Below are 24,998 nucleotides of genomic sequence, written 5' to 3'. Positions count from 1 at the left end.
CACCTTTCATTGCTATTAATTGGGTATGACCAAGATTTGCCCAAACTCTAAATCACTATTGCTACTAATACCGTTCTGCTTCATAATAACTTTGTACTTAGATTTTGTACCATACATTTTTTCACTAATAGACTCAAATGTGTCACCATATTCCACTATATAGAATGTATATGCTTTATTGTCTTTTTCTACCTCAATCTCATTTTTAGGATATGTTACTTCTAGATTATCGAATAAAATTACTCCATAATCATCTCTGTTAGCTTCTAATTCTATATATATTCTATCTAACTTTAAGGGATATACTTTTATATCTTGAGGTGGCATTGCCTCAACGTATTCCCATCCTGTCCAATTAATACCCTTTGTTAACTCTAAATCAATTTTATTACCTTCTTGATCCTGAAATCTAAACCCTAAAGTTACTGGCGAATATCCATATGAATGGACCCAAATACCTATAGATGATGGTGGATATTTTAAATATATTTCCTTATCATCAAGGAGCACATAGGCTCTTTCCTCTTTTATTCCAGTAGATATAAAGTATTCAGTACGTAAGCTGTATTTGCCATGTTTTGAACTGCTAAATTTAGAAACCTTTCCAGTAACGTCTGTGCTAGTGGACATAAAATATAGTTCTTCATTTTCAAATTCTTCTAACACAGTTCTTTTTTCAGTATCAATATCATTTTCTTCATAAAATTCCTCTTCTGATTCTTCTATATAGCCATCATAAGGCTTGAAAGGATCTTCTTTAATAACTTTTTGTACTTCTGCCCTGTATGCTGAGTCACCAGTGCTATTTATAATTTCGTCGTAACTATAAGTATTTAAGTTTATTTCTCCACTTAGAATACTATCATCATTTTTCGACATTGTAAGCTGGTTAACTAAAAACCTTTTTGGAGATTTTCCTAGCTGAGATAAAAATACCCCTAGCTCATTATATCTTCCCTCAAAAGGTATTGATATTCCAAGATATTTGGCCTCTATGCCATCTAGAGTGGCATAGTCTGGACCATTAAAGTACATACCAGGTATTTTTAAGCTATTATAATCTATTATTTCATTTAACATATGCATAATCTCAGGCTGTTCTATGGTAGGAAAATACTTCTTATTAATACCTTCTACTTCTCTATTCATTTTAGCCCATTCACTATCTATTGCTTCATCTTTAGAAAGTATTGAATCAATTTTAAGTAATTCTTCTTTATAAGTATCTCTTTCTTGTTTTAACTCAGACAATTTGGCTAATTGAATTGAAAAAACAAACTTATATAATAACCAATATAAAATAACTAAAGCCAATAAAATAAGTAAGTTTTTCTCTTTTTTACTTAGTTTTATTTTTCTTTTCCCTAGGTTTTTAATTGCTATCTTGGCTTCCATCTTCCTCCACCCCCTTAGGTATTATGTTAATGCTAAAGTTATAATAGTCCTTCTCAAAGGAAATGGCTGGTATAAAAACGTCATTAAAATACTCAATTTCAGCTAGTCTATATTGAAAATCTGAAATTGACTTTTTATCTTTTGCAGTTCCTTCTATAGATATTAAATTGTAGTTAAAAATCATAGATTTCAAAAAAACATTTTCAGGTACTCTAGAGGTAATAGCATCTAATAAGTATTCATTTATTATGTCTTGAGAATCAATAAATTCATCTAATTTTTTTAATTGATTATAAGTTTTTGTTAGTTCGTCAATTTCCTTTTCCTTTTTAAGAATTGCTTTTATCTTTTCATTTGAATTCTTAGTTTCTACTTGCTGCTTTAGTGAAGTGACTTCCACTGTAAGTTTATTTATTTTTATAAAATTTATAAAAGTGTACATTACCATTCCAATAATAACAAGTAAAGCTAAACCATATATAATAAAATCTTTATTCAGGTTTCTATCGTTTTTTTTATGATAAGATTCAAAAAAGTTTAAATCACTCATATGATTACACCTCTTCATCCCTTAGTAAAGAACTTATACAATTTAGATATTTAATTGGATCAACCTGAATATTTACTTTATTTATGCTATCAAGAATTACAGTATTAATACTAAAATAGCTAGAAAATAGCTTGTCCACACCATTAAGTTTTGATAATCCACCATATAATATAATTACGTTGATTTCATTTTCAATTTCTTTACTAGTATAATATTTGACTATTCTTTCTGCTTTATCAATTATATTCTCAATTGTTGTTTTTGTTATATTAATAAGACGATTGTAGTCTGTATAACCTTCCTCAATAACGCTTATATCTTCTATTTTTAACTTTTCTTCTAATAGTTCTTTTTTACTTAATTCAAAAAAACTCAATATATTATTATCTAAATCTTCTCCACCTATTTCTATAGCTCTACTTGTTTGGAGCCTTCCATTCTTAATAATAGAAACATTTGTACTGTTATTACCTAAGTCAATAGCTGCTATGGTTTTATCAGAAATAAATGTGCCATCATTAATAGAATCAGCAAACCAGATAAGCTTACTAATTGAATTAGATTGATAGTCTAATACTGCTGGTTTTAGGTTAAGCTCTGTTAACAGGAAAAAGTGTTTTTCTACAATTTCCTTAGGAATAGCTACTACTAGTACATTAACTCTCTCTTTCTCTCCATCGAATACTTTACCTATTATTTTATGCTGAACTACATATCTACTTACGTCCATAGGTAAATATTCTTCGACTTGATATTTTAACATACCCTCTATTTCTTTTGGCTCCACTACTGGAAAAGGGATTTCTCTTGTAATAATTTCAGTGCTTTTTATGGTCAGATAGGCTATTTTTGAAGAAATTTTGTTTTTTTTCAAAATAGTTTTCATCGCATCTATCAAAGCTCTTTCGTTTTTAATATGTCCATTTTCATAGCAGCCATCAGGTGTAAGAAATGAGAACGCTTTATGCACTTGTATGCTATTGTTGCTTTTCTTAGCTTCTATTATTTTTGTTTCATAGGAGCCTATGTCTATGGAGATTATGTTTTTGTTTAAAAAAATAGGTAGTTTCAATGTTAATCTTCTCCTTTATAGATATATTCAATAATGCTACCTTCTTTATTACGGTTACTCTTTATATTTAACAATTGAATCGTTGATTTCACAGTATATTCTTGATTGTTGCTTGTAGATTTTCCTTTTATCTCATAAGTAATCAAATTATCATTCAAGATAAATTGCAAGTTTTCGATAGTTACTTGTTTTTTGTCAGTTAACTTATTTTTAGTACCATCTTGTGTCCTTAAAATAATTGAATCATTCTCAAAATAAATATACTTTTTCCCATTAGAAATTTCATTTTTATCTTCGTAAACATTTGTTTCACTTGAATATCTTAGCTCTTTTTCAATAAATCTACTTACATTATTTAAATTACTTTGAATGTCATACTTTGAAATGCTCCTAAAAAAAGTAGAATAGTTAAATTGAAAAAAAGCAAATATAAGAGAAATAATTATTCCAAGTAAGACTACAGTTAAAATCAATTCTATTAAAGTTAGCCCTTCGTTGTCTAATAATTCCTTTTTCATAATTAGTTCTCCTTATTTGGTATATAGGTAAAAAGTTCTATTTTCTTCTCTCCATTATTATAAAAAACTATAACTTTCATTTTTACTGTTGTATATTTTTTTGAAATAGGCTTAATTAATATTTCTTCCTCGGAAATTGTTAAATGAATTCTTTTATTTTTATATATGTACAGATCTTTATCTTCATTAAATATTTCATAATTGCTTGAGTATTTTTTATTTAATACTTCTTCTGCTATTATATTAATTGCTTCTTTATCACTCTTAGTAGCCTTAGAATGTATTTCATCTAATATACTTTTCCCTTCGGATATGGCATTAACCTTTTTGCCAGAATAGCTAATAATTAAGTTCGAATTTGTAAATAGGCTAATAAATGATACAATTATAATGCCTAATATAGCTAAGGAAATTAATGTTTCTATTAATGTAAAGCCCTTATTTTTAATACTAATCACCTTCTTATTATTTGGACCATTGAATATTTGGGTTATAAAAATTAGGTTGTCCATCACCTTTATTTATTACAATGATTTCTTCTAGTTTAGGATATGTGTTGTCATTCTTTTGTTTCCAGTTAGCTCCTCCATCATCTGATATCAGAACTGAATTTCCAGCTTTACTATAAGCTATTATATAATTTCCACTTGACGAAATGTTTTTTAAGTCATAATAGTATTCATGTCCCACTATATGTGTGATATCTTCTCTTGGATACCTATACCACTCCTTACCATTAGGTGATGAATAAATAGTATTTGCCTCACCTACGGCAACAAATTTCTCCCCTGTCCATGTTATACTGTATAATTCGAATCCAGTTCCAAGAGTCTTTATTTCTCCATTTTTCCATGAAACTCCATCATCTGAATAAATAATCAGTGGATGTCCCCCATCACTGCCAATAATTACAAATCTTTTATTACCATAAGTAATGTCATTATAAGTACCATAAATATTGGTATTTTTTTCTGACCATTCATTTATATTTTCACTAATATAAGCTATTTTACCTTTTTTTTGCTGAGAAATACCAACAATTGTTCTATTTCCTTGTGCTAGTCTTTGTATTTTAAAACCTGCAGTTATTTTGTGTAAATTTTCCCATTCATTGTTTGATAAGAGAAGTACTTTGTCATTACTTGAATTAATAGCATAAAAACTATTAATATCTCCTGAGTATGTAATATATCGTTTACCATTTCCTCCTGTATATAAATAATCTACTTCTCTTGTATCTAAATTATATATTGCAGTATCTGGTTTATTTCTCCCACTTCCTTCTCCAACTAAGACCAGTTTATTGCTACCATTCCAAGCAAGCGCGCTAGGGCTGCCATTAATTTTGTTTTTAAATTCATACTTTAGCTCATCACTTATGATACTTCCTGAGACTTCTTCAAAATCTTCGTCAAATTCATATAAATTACCATTTTCATCAACTCCAAGAATTGTTACATTTCCTTCCGAACTTTTATTACCTGTTAACCTTGCACTTATTTTTTTTTTGCTACCATTTGCCTTACCTTCTGAGTTGATTTCAATCTTCATTAAAACGTTGTCTTCTTTAACTAGTTTTACTTGTACTATAGCTTTGCCTTCATTTAAGAAGTTTATTTCATAGATTTTTTCATTATCTTCATCTATATCGTTTATTATATTGTCTATGTCACTAATGACTAAATCAGCTCCTGATTTAGCAATATAATATGCTTGACTGTTATCTCTAGTAATTTTAGCTTCTCTATTAGCTGCATGACTAATGCCATACGCTGCAATTGATAGCACTGATAGTACCATTATTATCACAACTAAAGATATTAAGATATTCCCCTTGTCATTATTCATAAGCTTACCCCCAAAAAAAATAACTAATATACCATTCAATAATTTTATCTCCTAATAACAAAGTAGTAACAAATGCTATATTTATAAATGGGCCAAAAGGAATAGTATCTTTTTTACCCTTTTTCTTTAGTAGTAATAAAAATATAGAAAAAACTGCACCGATTATAAATGATAATAAAATGTTTAAAATAGTTTTTTTAACTCCTAGTATAAAGGCTAAAGCACTTATGAGCTTTATATCTCCTCCACCCATACCACCTTTTGATGCTATGGCAATTATCAAAAACAAAGCTCCTCCTAATAATAATGCTAATAAACTGTCTAATGAATTAAACGGCATTTTATACAATATAAGTAAAGTAAACTTGTAAACAATAGCTAATACCAAAGTAACAGCTACTAAGGCATCAGGTATTATCTGATAGTAGTAATCAATAAAGCTAATGATAATTAAAATACTCATTATGGAGCTATAGAAAACAAAGTCAACTGATGCTCCATATAAATAAAATATTATAGTATATAAAATACCATTTAATAATTCAACAATGGGATACTGTGGGGAAATAAGTTCCCCACAATATCTACATTTTCCTTTTTGTAACAGAAAACTAAGTATTGGAATAAGGTTGTACCATTTTAATGGAGTATTACATTTTGGGCAGTGAGATGAAGGATAGACTATAGACTCTTCTCTAGGTATTCTGTATATGCATACATTTAGAAAAGAACCAATAATAGCTCCGAATATGAATATTAATATGTACATGTAATCTCTCCTTAACTCTAGTTTTTAAGTACGAATGAAATTTGTTAGTATTATAAGAATTGTTATATTATTTTTATTGATACTCTTATAAATACAAATTATGTGCTTCTGAATATCATGAATCACATTGTAGTGGGACAAGGTTCCTGTCCCTGTGTCCCCTCCGATCAGTTTATTCCTCAGCTGGGACATCTGGGGCAGTTAGGTCATTCAGTATAAATTCTTTACCTTCTGTTACAATCTGAGGTTTTTGGTATTTTGTAGCGCCTTTTGTAGGCGTCCAAGTTACTACATATAGACTATCCAAACCACCGGATAATTCAAAATTACCACCAGATTGTGGAGTTGGCCATTCCATATAGCTATCATCCCACTCATTTTCAGCTGTAGAATCACCTTCTTGTGTCTTGATTGTTACTTGTCCATCATTTCTGTTTACTTCCTGTACTCTTGCTAAGTTAACTAACTGTGCTGCAGTTGTCGCATCAGCTTTTATCCTTGCTTCATCCTGTAAAGATCCTAACTTAGGCACAGCAATAGCCGCCAGAATACCCAATATAGCTATAACTACAACTAACTCAACTAATGTAAACCCTTTTTTGTTTTTCTTTAACTGTTTTAAAATAAATTCGAACATTTTTGTTCCTCCTTTTTTGTTTTTCAATATAATACTATAGATACACTGAATATCTCTTTTCTAAACCACCGCCCTTCAAAAATATTATATAAATTGTTTAGTTTAAAAAAGCTGCACAAATAATATTAAATTATCTATGCAACTGAACGATCATGACTACTTTAAACAAATAGCTTTAGACTCTAGTTTTGCGTCGCTATTTTTCAATAGCTTTGCCAAATATTTTATTAGTATCTACTTTAGGGTATTTAAATAAATGTAGCTTGTCTATGCAAAATTTACAGCTATTCTAGTCTATTTCTTACAATTACATCTGTACTGTATTAACCATATCAAACATTGGCAATGCCATAGCTATAACTATGAATCCTACTATCAATGCCATAAAAACTACAAGTAGTGGCTGGAGCATTTCTGTCATTTTTTGAATGGCTACTTCTACTTCTTCGTCATAGAAATCTGCACTTTTGTTTAGTATTTCGTCTAGTGAACCTGATTCTTCTCCTATTTTTATCATTGAATCTACCATAGGAGGGAATAATTTTATATCTTTTATAGTCTTGGATAAAGGAACTCCCTTTCTGACTTCTTCTTTTGCGTTTTCTAGTCTATTGCTTAGAAGCTTGTTGTTTAAAATTTTAGATACTACATCTAAAGCTTGAAGTAAAGGTATACCACTAGACAATAGTGTAGATAATGTTCTTGTAAATCTTGAAGTAGCTACCTTAATATTTGTATCCTTAAAGATTGGAATACGTAATTTTAATCCATCAATAAATAACCTTCCAGATTCTTTTTTGCCAAAATACCCAATTCCCATTGTCAGCACAATTACTATAGTCAGATACATATACCAATAATTTTTAAGAGAATTACTGACATTTAAAAGTATTCTGGTTGGAGCTGGAAGCTCTACTCCGCTACCTTCAAACATTCCAATAAAGGTAGGCATAACTGCTACTAATAAGAAAATCACTACTGCTATAGATACAATTCCTAAAACAATAGGATAAATCATAGCTCCTTTTATTTTATTTTCAATTTTATTTTCTTTTTCATAATGTATTGCCATTCTCTCCATAATTACGTCTAAGCTACCACTTACTTCTCCTGCCTCAACCATATTAACCAGTAAGCTAGGGAAAACTCTTCTATGTTTTCTCATTGCCTCTGATAAAGTCATTCCTTTTTGCACATCCTCTAGTCCAGCTCTTGCTGCATCTTTCAGTACTTTATTTCCAGTCTGAGATTGTAGGACATCTAAACATTTCACTATACTTACACCTGCATTTAGCATCGTATAAAATTGTCTACAGAAAACAGCTATATCTTTTTTGGTAACCTTACTAGAAAAATATGAAGAAACAGGCTTTTCTTCTACCTCAAGCTCTATTGATATAGGAATATAATCATTACTTCTTAGCATAGCTAAAACTTCTTGTTCGTTATATGCATCATGGATTCCCTCTATAACTTGTCCGCTATCTGTAACTGCTTTATATTTAAATTGCATTAAATCACCGCCTGATTATAATACATAATTTCTTACAATGTCAGGATTTGCACACTGGCTTAATACTATTTCTCCGCTGATTAATCCTCTTTTATATAATGCCAAAAGTGAATTGTCCATAGTCTGCATACCAAACTTTGCTCCAGTTTGAATCGCCGTATCAATTTGATGAGATTTTTCTTCTCGTATTAAGTTTCTAATTGCAGAAGTAGCAATCATAATTTCAAAAGCAGCCACCCTTCCTTTTCCGTCTGTCTTAGGTAATAATTGCTGTGAAATGATTCCCTGAATTACTGATGAAAATTGTATTCTAATTTGTTGTTGCTGATAAGGAGGAAACACATCTATTATTCTGTCAATAGTCTTAGCAGCTCCTAAAGTATGTAAGGTAGATAAAACTAAGTGCCCTGTTTCAGCAGCAGTCAGTGCAATGCCTATTGTCTCTAAGTCTCTCATCTCTCCAACTAAAATAACATCTGGATCCTGTCTTAATGCAGATCTAAGAGCATTAGAAAAACTTAAAGAATCATTCCCTATTTCTCTCTGATTAACTATGCTCTTATTATGCTTATGTAAATACTCAATAGGATCCTCCAATGTCAATATGTGGCAGTTTCTTTCATTATTAATTAAATCAATCATTGAAGCAAGAGTAGTGGATTTACCACTTCCTGTAGGACCAGTTACAAGTATTAACCCACGAGGTAATCTTGCTATGTCTCTTACAATATTAGGTAATCCTAGTTCTTCCATAGAAGGTATAATTGGTGGGATAATTCTGATTGCTAAACAATAGCTTCCTCTTTGTTTATAAATATTAATTCTAAACCTTCCTATGCCAGGGCTAGAGAAAGATGTGTCAATCTCACCTTTATCTAAAAGTTCATTTAATTGTCTATCATTTAGTACTTTATGAATAATTTCCTCTGTTGCTGCTGGTTTTAAAATATCCTCTCCTACCTTCACAAGCTTACCATTTATCCTATATATTATCGGTACGCCTACTGTAATATGTATATCTGAAGCGTTTCTTTTTATGCCATCTTTGATTAGCTCTAAAAAATCCAACTTGGTCTCCTCCTTAGTCAATGGTATATCCTATTCTAAAGACTTCTTCAACTGAGGTTATACCATTTAATGCCAACTTCACAACATTATCATAAATAGTTGTCATGCCTTTTTCTATAGAAGCTCCTTTCAATTCATCTGTAGTAGCTCTATTATCTATAAGTCTTCTCATGTCTTTATCAATATGCATTACTTCATGAATAGAAACTCTCCCTCTATATCCTTTAATGCATTTATTGCATCCAACTGGCTTATAAAGAGTAATGTTTTCATTTATATTTTTACTTAATATCTTTTTATCTTGAGGACTAGCTTCATAAGGTTTCTTGCAACTAGGACATAGTTTTTTTACTAGTCTTTGAGATATAATTCCTGAGACAGCTGTAGATACTAAATATGGTTCTATTCCCATATCAATAAGCCTAACTATAGATGAAGCAGTATCGTTAGTATGCAATGTAGATAAAACAAGATGTCCTGTAATAGAAGCTCTTACAGCAATTTCAGCAGTTTCAGGATCTCTTATTTCTCCAACCATTATTATATCAGGGTCTTGTCTTAATATTGACCTTAAGCCCTTTGCAAAGGTTAATCCTGATTTATTATTTACCTGTACTTGATTAATTCCTTCAAGCTTGTATTCCACAGGGTCCTCTACAGTAATAATATTTTTCTCCTCATTATTCAAATCCTTTAGAATAGTATAAAGTGTTGTACTTTTCCCGCTACCAGTCGGTCCAGTTACTAAGATTATCCCATTAGGTTGCTTAAGTATTCTATTAAATATTTCCAAATCGCTATCTGCAAATCCTAAGTCTTCTTTTGAAAAGCTAAAGCTATTTCTATCTAATAATCTAATTACTATTTTTTCGCCATAAACAGTAGGTAAGGTAGATATTCTCATATCAACCTCTCTACCATCTAGTTCAGTTTCTATCCTTCCATCCTGTGGGATTCTTCTTTCAGCTATATCCATTTTACCCATTATTTTAATTCTAGTGACTATTGACATATGACTTCTGCTTGAAAGTCTCATTATCTCCTGTAAATCTCCATCTATCCTGTACCTTATCCTAATATAGCTTTCAAATGGTTCAATATGTATGTCACTAGCTTTCATACCGATAGCTTGGCTAACAATAGAGTTCACTAGCTTAACTACTGGAGCACTGTTAACATCAGACAAATCTTCATCATCTAAGTCATCTATACTACTAGGTATGTATGCCTCTTCAAATTCCTCTAAAACTTTTTTTGTACTCTCTTCTATGTAAAATTTATCTATAGCCTTTAATATTACAGATTTTAATGAAATCACAACTTTAATATCCATACCTGTAAGAAGCTTAACATCATCAATTGCAAAAATATTAAATGGGTCACTCATAGCTAAAATTAGTGTATTGTCTATTTTGTCTATGGGTATTAAATTATATCTTCTAGCAATATTCTCAGGTATTGAAGCAGTTGCTCTAGGATTGATTTTGTAGTTCGCTAAATCTACAGAAGGTATTTTTAGTTGTTCTTCTAAAACTTCTAGTATATCTTCTTCTTTAACAAAACCCATATCTACTAAGACCTCGCCTATACGCTTAGTCTTGATTTTTTTCTGATGTCGTAAAGCCTCTTCTAATTGATTTATATTTATTTTTTTTGTAGAAACTAATAAGTCTCCTAGTTTCAAATTTCTGTTCATGTTATCCACCTCTACTGCATATAAAATAGTATGACAAAATAAATAATATTTCTAATTGTTTCTACATAAAAAGAAGATTTCCTTCAAAATCAAATCAATTTTCATAATTTTTTAATTAATTGAAATAAAAGTAAAATTCTATGGTTTTAATATCACTTCATCAACTATTTTTCTTTTTATATATGACCAATCAATATTTTCTCTTAGTAATTTATTGGTCCAAATTTTTTGAGCATATATAGCTTGATTAACTAGCATGTCTAGTCCATTAAGAGTTTTAAAGCCCAGTTTCTCAGCATCTAATAGTAATTTTGTCTTACTAGGTTTGTATATAATATCATAGAACAAAGTATCATTTGAAAACAATTTGGGTGAAATAGGCATGTCATTAATGTTAGGATACATTCCCATAGGAGTTGCGTTTATTAAAATATCTATATGTTTAGGCATATTTCTTTCTTCTCCCATTTCATAACAAATTACATTAAGTGATGGAAAATAATTCTCTATTAGCATCTTTAGTTTATTAGCCTTTTCAAGAGTTCTATTAAGGATTATTAGTTCTTTTATTCCTTCATAGGCTAAAGACGCTGCAATTGAATATGCAGCACCTCCTGCACCTACTAAAACTATTCTTTTATTCTTCAGATTAACTCCTATATCTCTTAAAGATTTGATAAATCCATCTCCATCAGTATTAAAACCTTTAAGTGTTCCATTTAAATTCACTACAGTATTAACTGCCCCCAACATTTTAGCTTTTTCATCTATTTCATCAAGATATTTCATTACTTCAATTTTGTATGGAATTGTTACATTAAATCCTTGTATTCCTAATTCCCTAATACCATTGATAGCCATTTCTAGTTTACTTATGTTTTTAACATCAAACGCTAAATATCTTGCATTTATCGAATTAAGTTGAAATATTAAATTATGAATCATTGGCGACAAACTTTTGGTAATAGGATTGCCTATTAAGCAGTAAAGTTTAGTATCTGAATCTATGTACATCGTATTCTCCTTATATCTCATAGTTATTTTACTTTTGTCTCTTTATTAAAAACATTATACTATATATGAGACTAAAGTACTATATTAAATGTTAATTTACTTCTCTAACAAGAAATGTCAGAGAAAATACTTTCTCTGACATTATATCGAATTACTATTGTCTTTTCAAAGCCTGTACTGGTGGCAATGATGAAGCTGAAATTGCTGGATAGACCCCAAAGAGTAGTCCTGAACATAAAGCTACAATTGTTGCTATTTCAATAGCTTGGAAGTTTATTGCTGTGCTAAATCCATATCTTTCAAATAAACCTAATCCCCATACTCCTAAAGCAGTACCTGCAATAGCTCCTATAGCACTCAAGTAAAGTGCTTCAAGAATAAACTGTAAAAGTAAATCTGATTGTTTAGCCCCTATTGCTCTTCTAAGACCAATCTCTTCTGTTCTTTCTGTAACAGCTACTAGCATTATATTCATTATACCTAATCCACCTACTAGTAAGGATACGGCAGCTATTCCTCCCAATAATAATGTCATAACCCTATTTGCATTATCTGCTTCTTCAACTAGTTGATTTAAACTAGTTATGGTAACAAGATCTTCTCCACTGCTTGGGATTTCAGGCTGTGTTTGTCCTTCATCATAATAACCATAGTAAGGGTCATAATAATAATCTACAGATTCAACTACAGCTCCATCACCTTCTCCTTCTCCTTTGGAACCAGTAGGAGCTGTTTGATCTAAACCAAGTTTTCTTTTAAAAATTCTACCTAGCTGGACCACTACTAAATCAGCTTCTTCTTTTGAAGCTGCCTTTCCCCATATCTGGTCTACCGTTCTTTTATCTGCAATCTTTAATGCAGAACTATATGGGATTATAATTTTATCATCTATATCCTCTGCATTGCCTGATCCTTTTTGCTCAAGTACTCCTACAATTCTATATGTCTGGCCATCCAATGTAAAAGACTGACCAACGGGATTTCTTCCATTCATAAGTCCTACACCCATATTATAACCTAAGACTGCAACAGGTGAACGTTGCTTTACATGTAGTTCAGTAAAGAAATTACCTGAAAGCAAAGCAATATCTCTTATTCTATGAAAGTCATTATTTACTCCTACTACATCTACAGTTCCCCTAGCTCTTCTCCATTTCATTGTTGCATTAGTATTGAAAACAGGAGTTGCCATTTCAAGTCCTTGAACTCTTTCAACTAACTCTTCTGCAAATTCAGGTTCAAACTCTACAGTTGTATGCTGAGCCTTTATTTCAATTACGTTTGACCCTAAGCTTTCAAATTGCTCTACTACAGATTGTCTTGCACCTTCTCCTATACCCATCAAGCTTACTACAGATGCTACTCCTATAGCTACTCCTAAAATTGTCAAAAATGACCTTAAAGTATTTGAAATAATCCCATGGGCAGCCATCTTGGCAGTAAACCATAGTCTAATCAAGAAGGAAAATAAACCTTTATTTTGTTTCATTTAAATATCCCTCCTTAATTATTACCATCAGTATTGACGTCACCGTTTTCATTGCTCCCGTTGTTTTCATTATTGCTATCTCCAGTAGAAGGGAGAATTGAATCATTTGACTTAATATGTTGACTTGGTAATAAGTCTGCAGTACTTCCTGTTATTACTTTATCTCCTTCTTTAAGTCCTTCTGTGACTTCTGCCATTCTATCATTCATAAGTCCAAGTTTGATAGTAACCACTTTAGGTATACCATCATCACCTAAGATTTCAACTTTTGAAATACCATCCTCTTCAAATACAGATTCAAGTGGTATAAGTAAAGTATCTTGAGCACTTCCTGCATCAACTTTAGCACGTGCTTGCATACCTGGTCTTAATTGCGGTCCACCTACTACCTCTATTTCTACTTGGAATCTAGTTAAACCGCTATTTCTATCTTTTCCCATAGTAGAAACTCTTACTACCTTTCCTTCAAATTTTTCACCTGGTAAAGCATCTACAGTAACTGTAACTGGCGCCTCTTGTTTTATTTGTAATACATCTATATCGTCTACTTCAGCCCAAATTCTCATATCTGATGTATTGTAGACATCTCCTAGCCATTCTCCGCCTCTTACAGTTTCTCCTGGTTGCCTCCATATTCCTGCAACTATTCCATCCATTGGTGATTTTATTTCTAATTGATCAAGTTTTCCATAGTAGTCTCTAATCTCGTTGTTCAGTTCTCTAATCTTGTCAACCTTTTCCTGTATCATTTCTCTGACATCAGAGCCTGACATTGTAATAATTACATCACCTTTTTTAACTTCTTGCATACTCTTCACGTGTACTTCAGTTGCAACAGCCTTTACCTGATTAACTATCTTTTCTTCTTCAACAAAGCCTTCTACTTTTCCTGTATACATGAAGTATGTTGTACCAGAAGCAGGATTACTACCTACTGATGTTCCTACTCGTACTTCCATTCCAGGTTGTATTAACCCTGGATTATCTCCCTCTATAGTTGCCATATGTACAAAATTTGTTCCAAACTTATCTTCATCTTTATCATTTGGCATTGGACTAGAATTAATCTCTGTAAGCTTTCCTTCATAGAATCCATCAAAATATGAAAAGTTCAAGACTACCTTATCTCCTTCTTTTACCTTTTTAAATTCTACAGGAGTAAGTTTTACAGATATTTTAAACTTAGAATCATCAACTATACTTGCTACTATTTGTCCTTGAGTTAATTCCTTTCCTTCAGTTGCCTCAAGATTTACTACTCTTCCAGTAATAGGTGCTAAGATTTTTATTCCCTGAGATGGATTAATGTAATCCACTTCATTTATTGATAATCCTGTGAGCTGAGATAATTGTTTTTTTTGCGAGTCTATTTCTTCCATCAAATCGCTAATCTTATTATTTATGTCATTTGCCAATAGCCTAGCTACTACTTGACCTTGAACAACTTCATCTCCTTCACCTACTAAGAACTCCTCTATAACATACTGTACAGATGTTCCAGAATACATATCCCCAGGTGCTCTTATTCCACCAGATTGTGTTGGATTTAATTGTCCAGTTACTTCTACTCCTGCAGAAATATCACCTTTTTTCACTTCGAAAGTCGAGTATATAGGTCCTTGTACTTCTTCAGTTTTTTCTGGCATAAGCTGTTTAATAGCGTAATACCCTCCACCAATTACTATTGCAATTACTACTAAAATCATTATTAATCTTTTTGTCAAAACTAACACCTCCAAATTCATACTAATAAGAATTAATCAATAGCTAATAATTGTTCATCTAACAATTCTATCTTTTCTATTTTCCCATCAAGAAGTCTAAATATCTTGTGTCCATAATGAGCAACATTTTCTTCATGTGTAACTTGTACTATAGTAATTCCCATATTCTTATTTAGCTTTTGAAATATTGACATTATATTAACACTTGACTTTGAATCTAAGGCACCTGTAGGCTCATCTGCAAGAATTACAGAAGGATTACCTACAATGGCACGAGCTATTGCGACTCTTTGCTGTTGACCTCCTGAAAGCTGAGTTGGCAGATGATTTATTCTATCACCTAAATCCAACGACTCTAGTGCCTCAATAGCTCTTTTTCTTCTTTCTTTTCCTAGAATGCCTCTGTATATTAATGGCAGTTCTACATTTTCTAGGGCAGTTAAGCCTGGCAATAAGTGAAATGACTGAAATACAAATCCAATAGAACGATTCCTAATATCAGATAATTGCCAATCGCTTACCTTTTCTACATTTTTATCTCCAAGCTTATATGTACCTGTAGTTGGTTGGTCTAAACATCCAATAATATTAAGTAGAGTTGATTTACCTGACCCTGAAGGGCCCATAATAGACACAAACTCCCCATTCTCAATGGATAAATCTATACCATTTAATGCATTGACCTGTATTTGTCCAACCTTATAGCATTTTGTAATATTGTTTAATTCGATTAGTGCCAATCTAGTTTCACCCCTTTTTCTACTAGTCAATAATTAGACTAATTTATTAATAAAAAGTTCCAAAAAAATATATTATGCTAACATAATATATATTTTCGCCAGGTTTATGCTTTCTCCTCTATACAAATATAATATTAATTAATTTGTAATTTTTTTGACATTTAAATACATTTAGATTTTTTCACTTCATTATATAAACATTAGCTTTTTATTTATTTTCTTACCTTGTAGTAAGTAATGATATATATTATTCTTCAAAATATAATTTTAATAATTAGGCTCTTAAAAGCAATAAATGTTGTTTATAATAAAAAAATGCTTTAATAGATAAAATTACTTCCTTCTACATATTTATCTATGCACTTTTAATAATAAAAAACAAAAAATAAAGCAAAATAATTATAGGAGGTGGTTATTATGAAAAAACAAATTAAAATTATATCACTTATTGCTATTATAGCACTTGTGATAAGTCTTGGTGCAGTTGGCTGTGCAAGAAATCCAGCTAGGCCAAATACACCTTATAACACTCAATTAAATAGAAACATGAATTTTACTGGTGATAGAACAGATATGAATAGAGATTTAGATAATAACCTAAACAACAGAAATATAACTGATAATAATATTAATAATAGGGATATTGTAACTTCAGATAGAGCAGATAAAATAACTAATAAAGTGTCTGATCTAAAAGAAGTTAATAGAGCAACAGTTGTAATTTCAGGAAATACTGCTTTAGTAGGGGTAAATATCGCTGATAATATAGAAGGAAACATGACAAATAATCTAAAAGAAAAAATTAAAGACACAGTAAAAGCTACTGATAAAAATATAAGAAATGTATCTGTTACAGCAAATGCAGATCTATATAAGAGAATCGACAATATTGGTCAAGATATAAGAAATGGTAAACCTTTATCAGGTTTTGCCGCTGAAATCGAAGAAATATTAAGAAGAATTAATCCTTTAACAAGATAAATATCCGGTTTCAACCGGATATTTATCTTATACACCATAGGAAAGTTCTAATTACTTAGTGTAGACTTTCCTAAAATAGGTTTCAAAAAAGGCTGTCTTAATGTACCAATGATTCAACAGAAGCCTTTTTTATTTTTTTAATACTAAATCAGCTTCCTTTAAATGATGAATTATCTGTAGACCTTGTGGACATACAGATTCACATTGACCACATTCTACACAATTTGATGAATCAACACCTGATTTTATCATTCTTTCATAGCTATTTTTACCTACAGTTGTAGCTTCATATACGAAATAATTATTATATATTTCAAATATATCTGGTATAGCTACTTTATTTGGGCATGGCATACAGTACCTACATGACGTACATCCAACTTTGTTACGCTTATGATAAATATCTTTTATATCATTAATCAATTGGAGCTCTTTAGGCTCAAGAGACAATGGGAGCGCTTTAGAGGCAGTTTTTATGTTTTCATTTACTTGTTCAATAGTACTCATACCACTTAATAATAAAGTTACCTCAGGATGATTCCATACCCATCTTAAGGCAAGATCCGCAGGTGTACTCTTTATTCCTGATTTTTCCCATAGTATCTTCAAATCACCTTCTGGCTGTTTAGCTAGTTTTCCCCCTTTTATTGGTTCCATAATAATTACTGCTAAATCTTTTTCAGAAGCATATTTTAAACCTTGCAAGCCAGCTTGATAATGCTCATCCATGTAGTTTAATTGGATTTGACAAAAAGACCAATTATATGAATCAACAATTTCTTTGAAAACATCTACATTATCATGAAAAGAAAAACCAGCATATTTAATTCTTCCATCCGCTAAAGCTTTGTCTAGAAATTTTAGTACACCTAATTTTTTTGCATTGTTCCAGGATTTGCTACTTAAAGAATGCAAAAGATAAAAATCTATGTATTGAGTTTCAAGTTTTTCTAACTGCTCATTTAAATACTTGTCAAAATCTTCAAATGTTTCACATAGCCATACTGGAAGTTTTGTTGCTAACTTTATTTTTTGGCGATAACCATCTTTAAGTGCTTTCCCAACTAATAGTTCACTATTGCCTTGATGGTATGGATATGCTGTATCTATATAGTTAACACCATTATCTATAGCATATCTAATCATTTTAATAGCTTCATTTTCGTCAATTTTTCCATTATCTCCATCTAAAGTAGGTAGTCTCATACATCCAAAGCCAAGGTTTGATACTTCAAAATCTAGTTTCCCAAATTTTCTATACTTCATATAATCTGCCCCCTTACAAAAAATTATATATTTATCAATACTCTAATATATAATATCACAAAAAATACTAAAGAATAAAAATGATATTTTCAATTTAGTGAAATAATATTATAAATTTTGTTTTTATTACAAATACTTATTAATCTTTTTTCATATATGTTCACTATGTGCCATTTATAATATATAATTAAAATAGAACTCATTTTATTAAATCAATAGGAGGGGACTTTATGAAGAAAGAGGTAAACATTAACTGGGAACAACTGGGGTTTGGCTACATAAAAACAGATTTTAGGTACGTGTCTATATGGAAAAACGGAAAGTGGGATGAAGGAAAGCTTGTTGAGGATAATAAAATTTCAATAAGTGAAGCATCTACAGCTCTTCATTACGGCCAACAGTGTTTTGAAGGATTAAAAGCTTATAGAACAAAAGAAGGACATGTTCAGCTTTTTAGACCAGATCAAAATGCAAAGCGTTTAAATAGAAGTTGTAAACGTCTTCTTATGCCTGAATTCCCTGAAGAAAGATTTATTGATGCTTGTAAACAAGTTATTAAGGCAAATGAAGCTTATGTTCCACCATATGGTACTGGAGCAACTCTCTATCTAAGACCTTTTGAAATAGGAATTGGAGATAATTTAGGAGTAAAAACTGCTCCAGAATTTATGTTCTGCCTATTTTGTTCTCCTGTAGGACCTTACTTCAAAGGTGGAATGTCTCCTGTGAATTTCGTAGTGACAACAGAATATGATAGAGCTGCACCTTATGGAACTGGAGCAGCAAAGGTAGGAGGAAATTATGCAGGTAGTCTTATGCCTCATTCTATTGCTAAAGCAAGAGGATTTTCAGATTGTATATATTTAGATCCTGCAACTCATACAAAAATAGAAGAAGTTGGAGCAGCTAATTTCTTTGGTATTACTCATGATAATAAATTTGTTACTCCTAAATCGCCTTCTATACTTCCAAGTATTACAAAATATTCATTGATGCATATAGCTGAGCACTATTTGAACCTAGAGGTAGAAGAAAGAGATGTATTTATAGATAATTTAGATGAGTTTAAAGAAGCAGGTGCTTGTGGTACAGCTGCAGTAATTAGTCCTATTGGTGGAATAGAGTATGAAGGTAAATTACATGTCTTCTATAGTGAAACAGAAGTTGGTCCAATAACCAAGAAGCTATATGATACCTTATATGGAATTCAACTTGGCAATGTAGAAGCACCTGAAGGCTGGATTGTAAAAGTAGATGAATAATTAATCTCATAAAAATGCGGTGAAATGAACATTCACCGCATTTTTATGAGATTAATTATTTTTCCAAAATTCAGGTACAAAGAAAAGAAACACCGTAAATAATTCTAGTCTACCAAAAAGCATTAGAAGAGAAAATAAAATTTTGCTTAATGGACTAAAAAAGCCAAAGTTTTGTGTAGGGCCTACCATTTCAAATCCAGGTCCAATATTACCAAGAGTTGCAGCTACAGCACTTGCTGAGCTGAAAAAGTCAATACCCTCTAAAGAAATTAGCAGTGTTGACAAAGCAAAAATAACCATGTAAAGAAAGAAAAAGCTTGTGACGCTTACAACAACATCTGATTGAGTAATTTTCCCATTGAGCTTAATAGGTATAAAAGCTCTTGGGTGAAGTAGTTTTAATATCTCTCTTTTAACCAACTTACCCATAATTAGTAATCTAATTACTTTAATTCCTCCACCTGTAGAGCCAGCACTTCCACCAACAAACATCAGTAGAAACAGAATACCTTTACTAAAGTCTGTCCATTTATTGAAATCAGTAGTACTATATCCTGTAGTAGTAATTATTGAGGAAACTTGAAAAAGTGCATGTTTAAAAGTCTCAAAAAAAGAACTATAAACTTTTCCGTATAGATTAAGAGTTATTAAAATAGTACTAATTCCAATGATGCCTAAATAAAGCTTCAATTCGGAATTCTTGATAACATTTTTCCATCTACCCTTAATTATCTCATAATAAAGTGGGAAATTAATCCCTGATGCTATCATAAATATTGCAATCACAAAAACTATATAACTACTTTTGAATGCTCCTACACTGCTATTTCTAGATGAAAATCCTCCTGTCCCAACTGTTCCAAAAGTATGTATAAGGGACTCAAACAAAGACATTCCACCAAAACAAAGCAAGGCAGTCTGCAAAATAGTTAATCCTAAATATAATGTATATAATATTTTAGCAGTATCTTTAATTTTAGGAACTAATTTATCTGTAATAGGACCTGGGCTTTCAGCTTTAAAAATTTGATATCCTCCTACTCCAATAGCTGGAAGAATTGCAATTGTAAGTACAAGAATTCCCATACCTCCAATCCAATGTGTAAAAGATCTCCAGAAAAGAATTCCTTTTGGTAACACTTCTATATCACTTAATAAAGTGGCACCTGTAGTTGTAAAACCAGAAACAGTTTCAAAAAAGGCATCTACTAGAGATGGAATACTTGAGGAAAATACAAATGGTAAAGCTCCAAAGAAAGAAGCAAAAACCCAACCTAGAGTAACTATCAATAAAGCATCCCTAGCTTTAATTCTTTTAGTCTTTACAGAAACCTTAGTCATAGGAAAACCAATTAAGAGCAACAATAAAATCGAATACACAAAGGCAAGGAGATCCTTTCCGCCTGTAAACAAAGATATTATAAGCGATGGAATAAGAGCTATAATCTCAAATAGAAGAAGGTCCCCTAAAACCTTTATAATGATCCCATAGTTCATCAATTAATCCCCCTTTTGTCTTATAAAAAAGTTTTTCTAGGGTTATAACCTCTGATTGCAGACAAAAAACAATTAATCTATCACCAGGATTAATTATTGAATTACCATCTGGAATAATCACCTTACCTTTTTGCACTATGGAACCTATAATTATTCCCTTAGGCAAACCAAGTTCAACTAAAGGTTTTCCCACAACTCTAGAGTTTTCTTTTGCTATAAGTTCTAATACTTCTGCCTGCCCACCTATTAATAGAGATAAAGAAACAACTCTACCGCCCTGAATAAATCTCATTATTTCTCCTGCTGTTATCATTATTGGATTTACTGAATTATTAATACCTAGCTGCTCAATTATTGGAATATAATTAGATCTACTTACCTTAGTAATTACTTTTCCCACACCATACTTTTTAGCTAATAAAGTCATTAAGAGATTCTCTTCATCATAACCGGTTAGAGAAACTAATGCATCTACATCACTAATATTCTCTTCTGTAAGAAGATATGGATCCGTTGCATCACCATGAATAATAAGAGCTCCTGGAAGCTCTTGAGCTAAATAGCTACATCTACCTTCATCCATTTCTATGATTTTAACAGAAACACCATGCCTTATTAATCTTTTTGCTAAATAATATGTGGCTTTCCCGCCTCCAAGTATCATAGCTTTCTTAACAATAATATTATTTTCTAAATTGCGACTACTATTTTTAAATAGACTAATACTTTCTTTTTCACCAATAAAATAAACTGTATCATTTCCTTGTAATACTGTATCTCCATGAGGAATAATAATCTTACCACCTCTATGAATGGCAGCAATTAAAACTGATTTAGGTATTCTTATATCTTTAATTTTCAAGCCTTCCATGCCATCTAGATCATTTACTCTAAAATTAACTATGCTAACCTTACCTTTTGCAAAGTCTTCCATATTAAGAGCTTGCCCTTTTAATAAATGTGCTCCTATTTCCTTAGCCATCTCAAGCTCTGGGTTAGCAACATAATCAATATCTAAATGTTTCTTTAACATCTCTATTTGTTCTGAGTACTCTGGGTCTCTTATTCTCGCTACAACTCTTTTGCAGCCAAGTTTTTTTGCAAGATAACAAATTAACATATTTGTGTCATCATTATTAGTAGTGGCAATCAATAAATCCGAATTTTTCACATTGAAATCTTCAAGGACTGATATCTGAGCTCCATTTCCTCTGTAAATAAGTACATCGAGCTGATTGCTTGCTCTTTCAAGTGCTTTTTCGTTAATATCTATCATTACAACATTGTTATCATTTTGGGAAAGAAATTCTGCTAAAATATAGCCCAGCTTTCCTGCACCTACAATAATAATATTCATTCATAACTTCCTTTCTACTAGTAGAAACTACTATTTTATTACTTATTCAGTTTAGAAAAAGTTTCAGTGTCAAAAATCTCATTCTTATCTAATACACATATTTTACGTATATCTTCATCAGTTGCTTTTTCTTTTAGCTCATTGTTTGTATTGTGTAAGGTTGATTTAAAAAGCTTTCTATTGTCTAGTATCCATATTTTTTCTGTGAATTCTTTTGTTCCAACGCTTGATAATGCTTTTTCCATATCATACATTCTAGCGTCTATTATGTCAATATAGTGTAAAAGCTCACCTTCTGGTATCATAGGCTTTTTAGGACTTCCAAACTCAGGCTCATAATGATGAGAAAGAAGCATATGCTGTAAAAGTATAGAGGTTTCTCTATTTATTCCTAGTCTCCTTGAGACATTATCAATTATCTTTATTCCTTGTATTATGTGTCCCAACAGCTGCCCTTCAACAGTATATTCAGAAACAATTCCTAGCTCATTTGCATCCATCTCATCTATTTTAGCTATATCATGTAATATAATACCCGCATATAGAAGATCCTTATTAATATTTGTGTAGACTTCTATTAGTCTCTCTGCTGTCATTAACATTCGCATGATATGATAAAGAAGTCCTGAACGAATAGAATGATGATTTTGCTTAGCAGCTGGATAAAAAAATAATTTATCTTTATATTCCTCTATAATATCTATAACTACTTTTTTAATATCTTCGTTTTCAATTTTTCTTATGTAGTATTGTAACTGTTTGTACATATCTTCAGGTTCATAGGGTGCAGTTTGTATATATTCTGCTAAATTAATTTTATCAGAATCTGTAGCTAGCCTTATAAGAGCAATTCGTATCTGTTTTTTCCCTTGCCACTCACTGACATCACCTCTTATTTTTACTATAGAATTCTTAGAATAATTGAATATATCTTCTTCCTTACAATCCCATAGTTTGGCATTTATATCTCCAGTATTATCGCTTAATTTGATGTCCAAGAAGCTATTTCCATTAGATGCTGTCTTAGCTTCTATTTCTTTTATTAAGTAAAATCCTTCTATCCTTTCATTAACATTAAATTCTGCTATTTTTTTTGAGTTCATATATTATCACTCCAGAAAATTATTCAAGTTTTTTCCACAATAAGGACAATATAAAAATCTATCCTCCACCTCATAATTACACGAATTACAAATTCTTGTATTGTTGTACTTTCTTAGTTCTTTTAATTCCCAATATGAAATATTTTCATCTTCCCCTCGTTCCACTTTTTTACCTTTCTCTCTTGTTATTTCATAAATTGTATTACAGCTATTACACATTATGTAGTAACTCTCATTCCACTTTAAAATAGGTAAAAGGAAGAAATGAAAGTAACTATATGTTTTTATCAATTGTCCAATTACTTCTTTATTACAATTTTTACATAAAAAGCTAGGTAGTTCTTTAATTTTCTTTTCCTTTGATTCTACACCAAATATTCCAACAAAGAACATGTTTTCACCTGCTCAAGTTATTTTATATATATAATATAGTCTATATTGAAAGACCTATTATTACAAGTCTTATTTATTATCCTCCTAAAGTTATATCTTGTTCATTATACCATTTTAAAGCTTGGAAAAAGTGAGTTTCCTTGAAATCAGGCCAATATTCATCTATTACATAAAAATCCGCATAAATTGATTGAACTGGGAGAAAGCCACTTAATCTTCTTCTACCTCCCCAACGAATTATTAAATCAACTCGTGATACATCACTAGATTTGATATGCTTTATAATGTTCTTTTTTTTATCATTTACTGCTTTTAGTTGGTTTAAATCCCATTCCCATCCATAGTTCACTAAAAAATTTACTCTCATTCCACCTTTTCCAAAGATCCTTCTTGTAGTATATGGAATCAACTCTCTAGGAAACATCGAAGATTCAATATTCCCAACTACTAGCAAAGAGGCATCTTCTACCGAAAGCATCTGTACTGCATTTATGCATGCATCTGTAAAGGCTTTTCTTTGTACAGATGGCCTCTTGGTATTATCTGCAGTAAATCCATAATAAGTGAGTTCCTTTACTCCTACCTCCTTACACAGTCTAAAAAGTGCTAGCCCAGGGTCTAATCCTTCTGCATATCCCTTTTCTTTTGTCATTCCATTTGATACTGCCCATCTCCTATTTCCGTCTGGTATAACCCCAATATGGTTTGGAATTCTCATTAAATCACCTCAAGTCTTATTTACTATTAAAAAGTAATAATTTTAAATAAAATCTAAGTTGAAAATACCTAACCATATTATTTACATATATATGATGTTTAATCCAGTTTGATGATAATGATACAACTAAAATAAAGCTGACATGATAAATATTATCTATGTCAGCTTTATTTTTTATCTAATTATTTGAAATGCTTATATTCAGCTTATTAACAGTTTCAGAAGCATTACCCATTATCATATGAACGTGTTCCATTTTATAAAGGGCATTTTCTACCCCTGAATACCCTGGCTTATCATCAAGGTTGAACACTATTACATTTTTAGATTCTTCTGCCTTCAGTACTGGCATCCCATAGATCGGTGTACCTTCTGCTGTATTTGCTGC

Annotated in this window: 24 protein-coding genes and 1 riboswitch; of the genes, 2 read left to right on the top strand and 22 right to left on the bottom strand. The window is 31.1% G+C overall.

Annotated features, from left to right (window positions below; translation table 11 throughout):
- Positions 1–15 precede the first annotated feature (15 nt).
- The 15 genes from ABV008_RS11725 to ABV008_RS11655 form a co-directional block, all read right to left on the bottom strand.
- Positions 16–1,395, bottom strand: a complete 1,380-nt coding sequence (locus ABV008_RS11725) for a LysM peptidoglycan-binding domain-containing protein (RefSeq protein ID WP_352420011.1) — start codon at positions 1,393–1,395, stop codon at positions 16–18.
- Positions 1,373–1,945, bottom strand: a complete 573-nt coding sequence (locus ABV008_RS11720) for a PilN domain-containing protein (protein ID WP_352420010.1) — start codon at positions 1,943–1,945, stop codon at positions 1,373–1,375. Before ABV008_RS11720 ends, ABV008_RS11725 begins: the two co-directional genes overlap by 23 nt.
- 4 nt (positions 1,946–1,949) lie before the next feature.
- On the bottom strand, positions 1,950–3,017 hold the full coding sequence (pilM, locus tag ABV008_RS11715; protein ID WP_352420009.1) for a type IV pilus assembly protein PilM: 1,068 nt from the start codon (positions 3,015–3,017) through the stop codon (positions 1,950–1,952).
- A 2-nt stretch (positions 3,018–3,019) separates the two neighbouring features.
- A complete protein-coding gene (locus tag ABV008_RS11710) occupies positions 3,020–3,535 on the bottom strand; it encodes a PilW family protein (RefSeq protein ID WP_352420008.1) in 516 nt (171 codons plus the stop codon).
- Positions 3,536–3,537: 2 nt separating this feature from the next.
- A complete protein-coding gene (locus ABV008_RS11705; RefSeq protein WP_352420007.1) occupies positions 3,538–3,993 on the bottom strand; it encodes a type IV pilus modification PilV family protein in 456 nt (151 codons plus the stop codon).
- Between the two features lie 7 nt (positions 3,994–4,000).
- Complete coding sequence (locus tag ABV008_RS11700; RefSeq protein WP_352420006.1) at positions 4,001–5,383, bottom strand: pilus assembly PilX N-terminal domain-containing protein; 1,383 nt, start codon at positions 5,381–5,383, stop codon at positions 4,001–4,003.
- Positions 5,384–5,387: 4 nt separating this feature from the next.
- Entirely contained in the window at positions 5,388–6,152 is a 765-nt protein-coding gene (locus tag ABV008_RS11695; protein WP_352420005.1) for a prepilin peptidase, read from the bottom strand.
- A gap of 172 nt (positions 6,153–6,324) precedes the next feature.
- Positions 6,325–6,789, bottom strand: a complete 465-nt coding sequence (locus ABV008_RS11690) for a pilus assembly FimT family protein (protein WP_352420004.1) — start codon at positions 6,787–6,789, stop codon at positions 6,325–6,327.
- Between the two features lie 134 nt (positions 6,790–6,923).
- Positions 6,924–7,016: riboswitch (cyclic di-GMP riboswitch) on the bottom strand.
- 80 nt (positions 7,017–7,096) lie between these two features.
- Positions 7,097–8,302, bottom strand: coding sequence for a type II secretion system F family protein (locus ABV008_RS11685; RefSeq protein ID WP_352420003.1), 1,206 nt, complete (start codon positions 8,300–8,302; stop codon positions 7,097–7,099).
- A gap of 15 nt (positions 8,303–8,317) precedes the next feature.
- Positions 8,318–9,370: a type IV pilus twitching motility protein PilT gene (locus ABV008_RS11680; RefSeq protein ID WP_352420002.1), complete on the bottom strand. Its 1,053-nt coding sequence runs from the start codon at positions 9,368–9,370 to the stop codon at positions 8,318–8,320.
- Between the two features lie 13 nt (positions 9,371–9,383).
- A complete protein-coding gene (locus tag ABV008_RS11675; protein WP_352420001.1) occupies positions 9,384–11,066 on the bottom strand; it encodes a GspE/PulE family protein in 1,683 nt (560 codons plus the stop codon).
- 138 nt (positions 11,067–11,204) lie between these two features.
- On the bottom strand, positions 11,205–12,080 hold the full coding sequence (aroE, locus tag ABV008_RS11670; RefSeq protein ID WP_352420000.1) for a shikimate dehydrogenase: 876 nt from the start codon (positions 12,078–12,080) through the stop codon (positions 11,205–11,207).
- 154 nt (positions 12,081–12,234) lie between these two features.
- On the bottom strand, positions 12,235–13,569 hold the full coding sequence (locus ABV008_RS11665; protein ID WP_352419999.1) for an ABC transporter permease: 1,335 nt from the start codon (positions 13,567–13,569) through the stop codon (positions 12,235–12,237).
- Positions 13,570–13,583: 14 nt separating this feature from the next.
- Positions 13,584–15,293 carry an efflux RND transporter periplasmic adaptor subunit gene (locus ABV008_RS11660; RefSeq protein WP_352419998.1) on the bottom strand — a complete coding sequence of 570 codons (1,710 nt, stop codon included), beginning with the start codon at positions 15,291–15,293 and terminating at the stop codon, positions 13,584–13,586.
- Between the two features lie 32 nt (positions 15,294–15,325).
- Positions 15,326–16,033, bottom strand: a complete 708-nt coding sequence (locus ABV008_RS11655; RefSeq protein WP_352419997.1) for an ABC transporter ATP-binding protein — start codon at positions 16,031–16,033, stop codon at positions 15,326–15,328.
- A 417-nt stretch (positions 16,034–16,450) separates the two neighbouring features.
- On the opposite strand from ABV008_RS11655, the gene ABV008_RS11650 reads away from it, so the two are divergent.
- Positions 16,451–17,014, top strand: coding sequence for a YhcN/YlaJ family sporulation lipoprotein (locus ABV008_RS11650; RefSeq protein ID WP_352419996.1), 564 nt, complete (start codon positions 16,451–16,453; stop codon positions 17,012–17,014).
- A gap of 129 nt (positions 17,015–17,143) precedes the next feature.
- Here ABV008_RS11650 and ABV008_RS11645 read toward each other — a convergent pair whose 3' ends face one another.
- Positions 17,144–18,280: an aldo/keto reductase gene (locus tag ABV008_RS11645; RefSeq protein WP_352419995.1), complete on the bottom strand. Its 1,137-nt coding sequence runs from the start codon at positions 18,278–18,280 to the stop codon at positions 17,144–17,146.
- A 230-nt stretch (positions 18,281–18,510) separates the two neighbouring features.
- Here ABV008_RS11645 and ABV008_RS11640 point away from each other — a divergent pair, with 230 nt between their 5' ends.
- Positions 18,511–19,542: a branched-chain amino acid aminotransferase gene (locus tag ABV008_RS11640; RefSeq protein ID WP_352419994.1), complete on the top strand. Its 1,032-nt coding sequence runs from the start codon at positions 18,511–18,513 to the stop codon at positions 19,540–19,542.
- Positions 19,543–19,593: 51 nt separating this feature from the next.
- Here the strand turns inward: ABV008_RS11640 and ABV008_RS11635 are convergent, their stop codons facing one another.
- The 6 genes from ABV008_RS11635 to ABV008_RS11610 form a co-directional block, all read right to left on the bottom strand.
- Positions 19,594–21,039, bottom strand: coding sequence for a TrkH family potassium uptake protein (locus ABV008_RS11635; RefSeq protein ID WP_352419993.1), 1,446 nt, complete (start codon positions 21,037–21,039; stop codon positions 19,594–19,596).
- Complete coding sequence (gene trkA, locus ABV008_RS11630; RefSeq protein ID WP_352419992.1) at positions 20,990–22,396, bottom strand: Trk system potassium transporter TrkA; 1,407 nt, start codon at positions 22,394–22,396, stop codon at positions 20,990–20,992. Before trkA ends, ABV008_RS11635 begins: the two co-directional genes overlap by 50 nt.
- Before the next feature lie 38 nt (positions 22,397–22,434).
- Complete coding sequence (locus tag ABV008_RS11625) at positions 22,435–23,499, bottom strand: 3'-5' exoribonuclease YhaM family protein (RefSeq protein ID WP_352419991.1); 1,065 nt, start codon at positions 23,497–23,499, stop codon at positions 22,435–22,437.
- Between the two features lie 6 nt (positions 23,500–23,505).
- Positions 23,506–23,892: a zinc ribbon domain-containing protein gene (locus ABV008_RS11620; protein ID WP_352419990.1), complete on the bottom strand. Its 387-nt coding sequence runs from the start codon at positions 23,890–23,892 to the stop codon at positions 23,506–23,508.
- A gap of 76 nt (positions 23,893–23,968) precedes the next feature.
- The gene (locus tag ABV008_RS11615; protein WP_352419989.1) at positions 23,969–24,610 is read right to left on the bottom strand and encodes an undecaprenyl diphosphate synthase family protein; all 642 of its coding nucleotides are present in this window, start codon (positions 24,608–24,610) and stop codon (positions 23,969–23,971) included.
- A gap of 178 nt (positions 24,611–24,788) precedes the next feature.
- Positions 24,789–24,998, bottom strand: a 210-nt coding sequence (locus ABV008_RS11610; RefSeq protein ID WP_352419988.1) for an NAD(P)(+) transhydrogenase (Re/Si-specific) subunit beta, incomplete at its 5' end; no start/stop codon positions are given.

The sequence above is a fragment of the Proteiniborus sp. genome (assembly GCF_040308045.1).
In the GTDB taxonomy this organism is placed as follows: domain Bacteria; phylum Bacillota; class Clostridia; order Tissierellales; family Proteiniboraceae; genus Proteiniborus.
This window is presented reverse-complemented; position numbering and strand designations above follow the sequence as displayed.

Coding starts and splice junctions, on each gene's coding strand:
- ABV008_RS11725 (WP_352420011.1), bottom strand. CDS start 1,395: ATGGAAGCCAAGATAGCAATTAAAAACCTAGGGAAAAGAAAAATAAAA.
- ABV008_RS11720 (WP_352420010.1), bottom strand. CDS start 1,945: ATGAGTGATTTAAACTTTTTTGAATCTTATCATAAAAAAAACGATAGA.
- ABV008_RS11710 (WP_352420008.1), bottom strand. CDS start 3,535: ATGAAAAAGGAATTATTAGACAACGAAGGGCTAACTTTAATAGAATTG.
- ABV008_RS11700 (WP_352420006.1), bottom strand. CDS start 5,383: ATGAATAATGACAAGGGGAATATCTTAATATCTTTAGTTGTGATAATA.
- ABV008_RS11695 (WP_352420005.1), bottom strand. CDS start 6,152: ATGTACATATTAATATTCATATTCGGAGCTATTATTGGTTCTTTTCTA.
- ABV008_RS11690 (WP_352420004.1), bottom strand. CDS start 6,789: ATGTTCGAATTTATTTTAAAACAGTTAAAGAAAAACAAAAAAGGGTTT.
- ABV008_RS11685 (WP_352420003.1), bottom strand. CDS start 8,302: ATGCAATTTAAATATAAAGCAGTTACAGATAGCGGACAAGTTATAGAG.
- ABV008_RS11675 (WP_352420001.1), bottom strand. CDS start 11,066: ATGAACAGAAATTTGAAACTAGGAGACTTATTAGTTTCTACAAAAAAA.
- aroE (WP_352420000.1), bottom strand. CDS start 12,080: ATGTACATAGATTCAGATACTAAACTTTACTGCTTAATAGGCAATCCT.
- ABV008_RS11665 (WP_352419999.1), bottom strand. CDS start 13,569: ATGAAACAAAATAAAGGTTTATTTTCCTTCTTGATTAGACTATGGTTT.
- ABV008_RS11650 (WP_352419996.1), top strand. CDS start 16,451: ATGAAAAAACAAATTAAAATTATATCACTTATTGCTATTATAGCACTT.
- ABV008_RS11645 (WP_352419995.1), bottom strand. CDS start 18,280: ATGAAGTATAGAAAATTTGGGAAACTAGATTTTGAAGTATCAAACCTT.
- ABV008_RS11640 (WP_352419994.1), top strand. CDS start 18,511: ATGAAGAAAGAGGTAAACATTAACTGGGAACAACTGGGGTTTGGCTAC.
- ABV008_RS11635 (WP_352419993.1), bottom strand. CDS start 21,039: ATGAACTATGGGATCATTATAAAGGTTTTAGGGGACCTTCTTCTATTT.
- trkA (WP_352419992.1), bottom strand. CDS start 22,396: ATGAATATTATTATTGTAGGTGCAGGAAAGCTGGGCTATATTTTAGCA.
- ABV008_RS11625 (WP_352419991.1), bottom strand. CDS start 23,499: ATGAACTCAAAAAAAATAGCAGAATTTAATGTTAATGAAAGGATAGAA.
- ABV008_RS11620 (WP_352419990.1), bottom strand. CDS start 23,892: ATGTTCTTTGTTGGAATATTTGGTGTAGAATCAAAGGAAAAGAAAATT.
- ABV008_RS11615 (WP_352419989.1), bottom strand. CDS start 24,610: ATGAGAATTCCAAACCATATTGGGGTTATACCAGACGGAAATAGGAGA.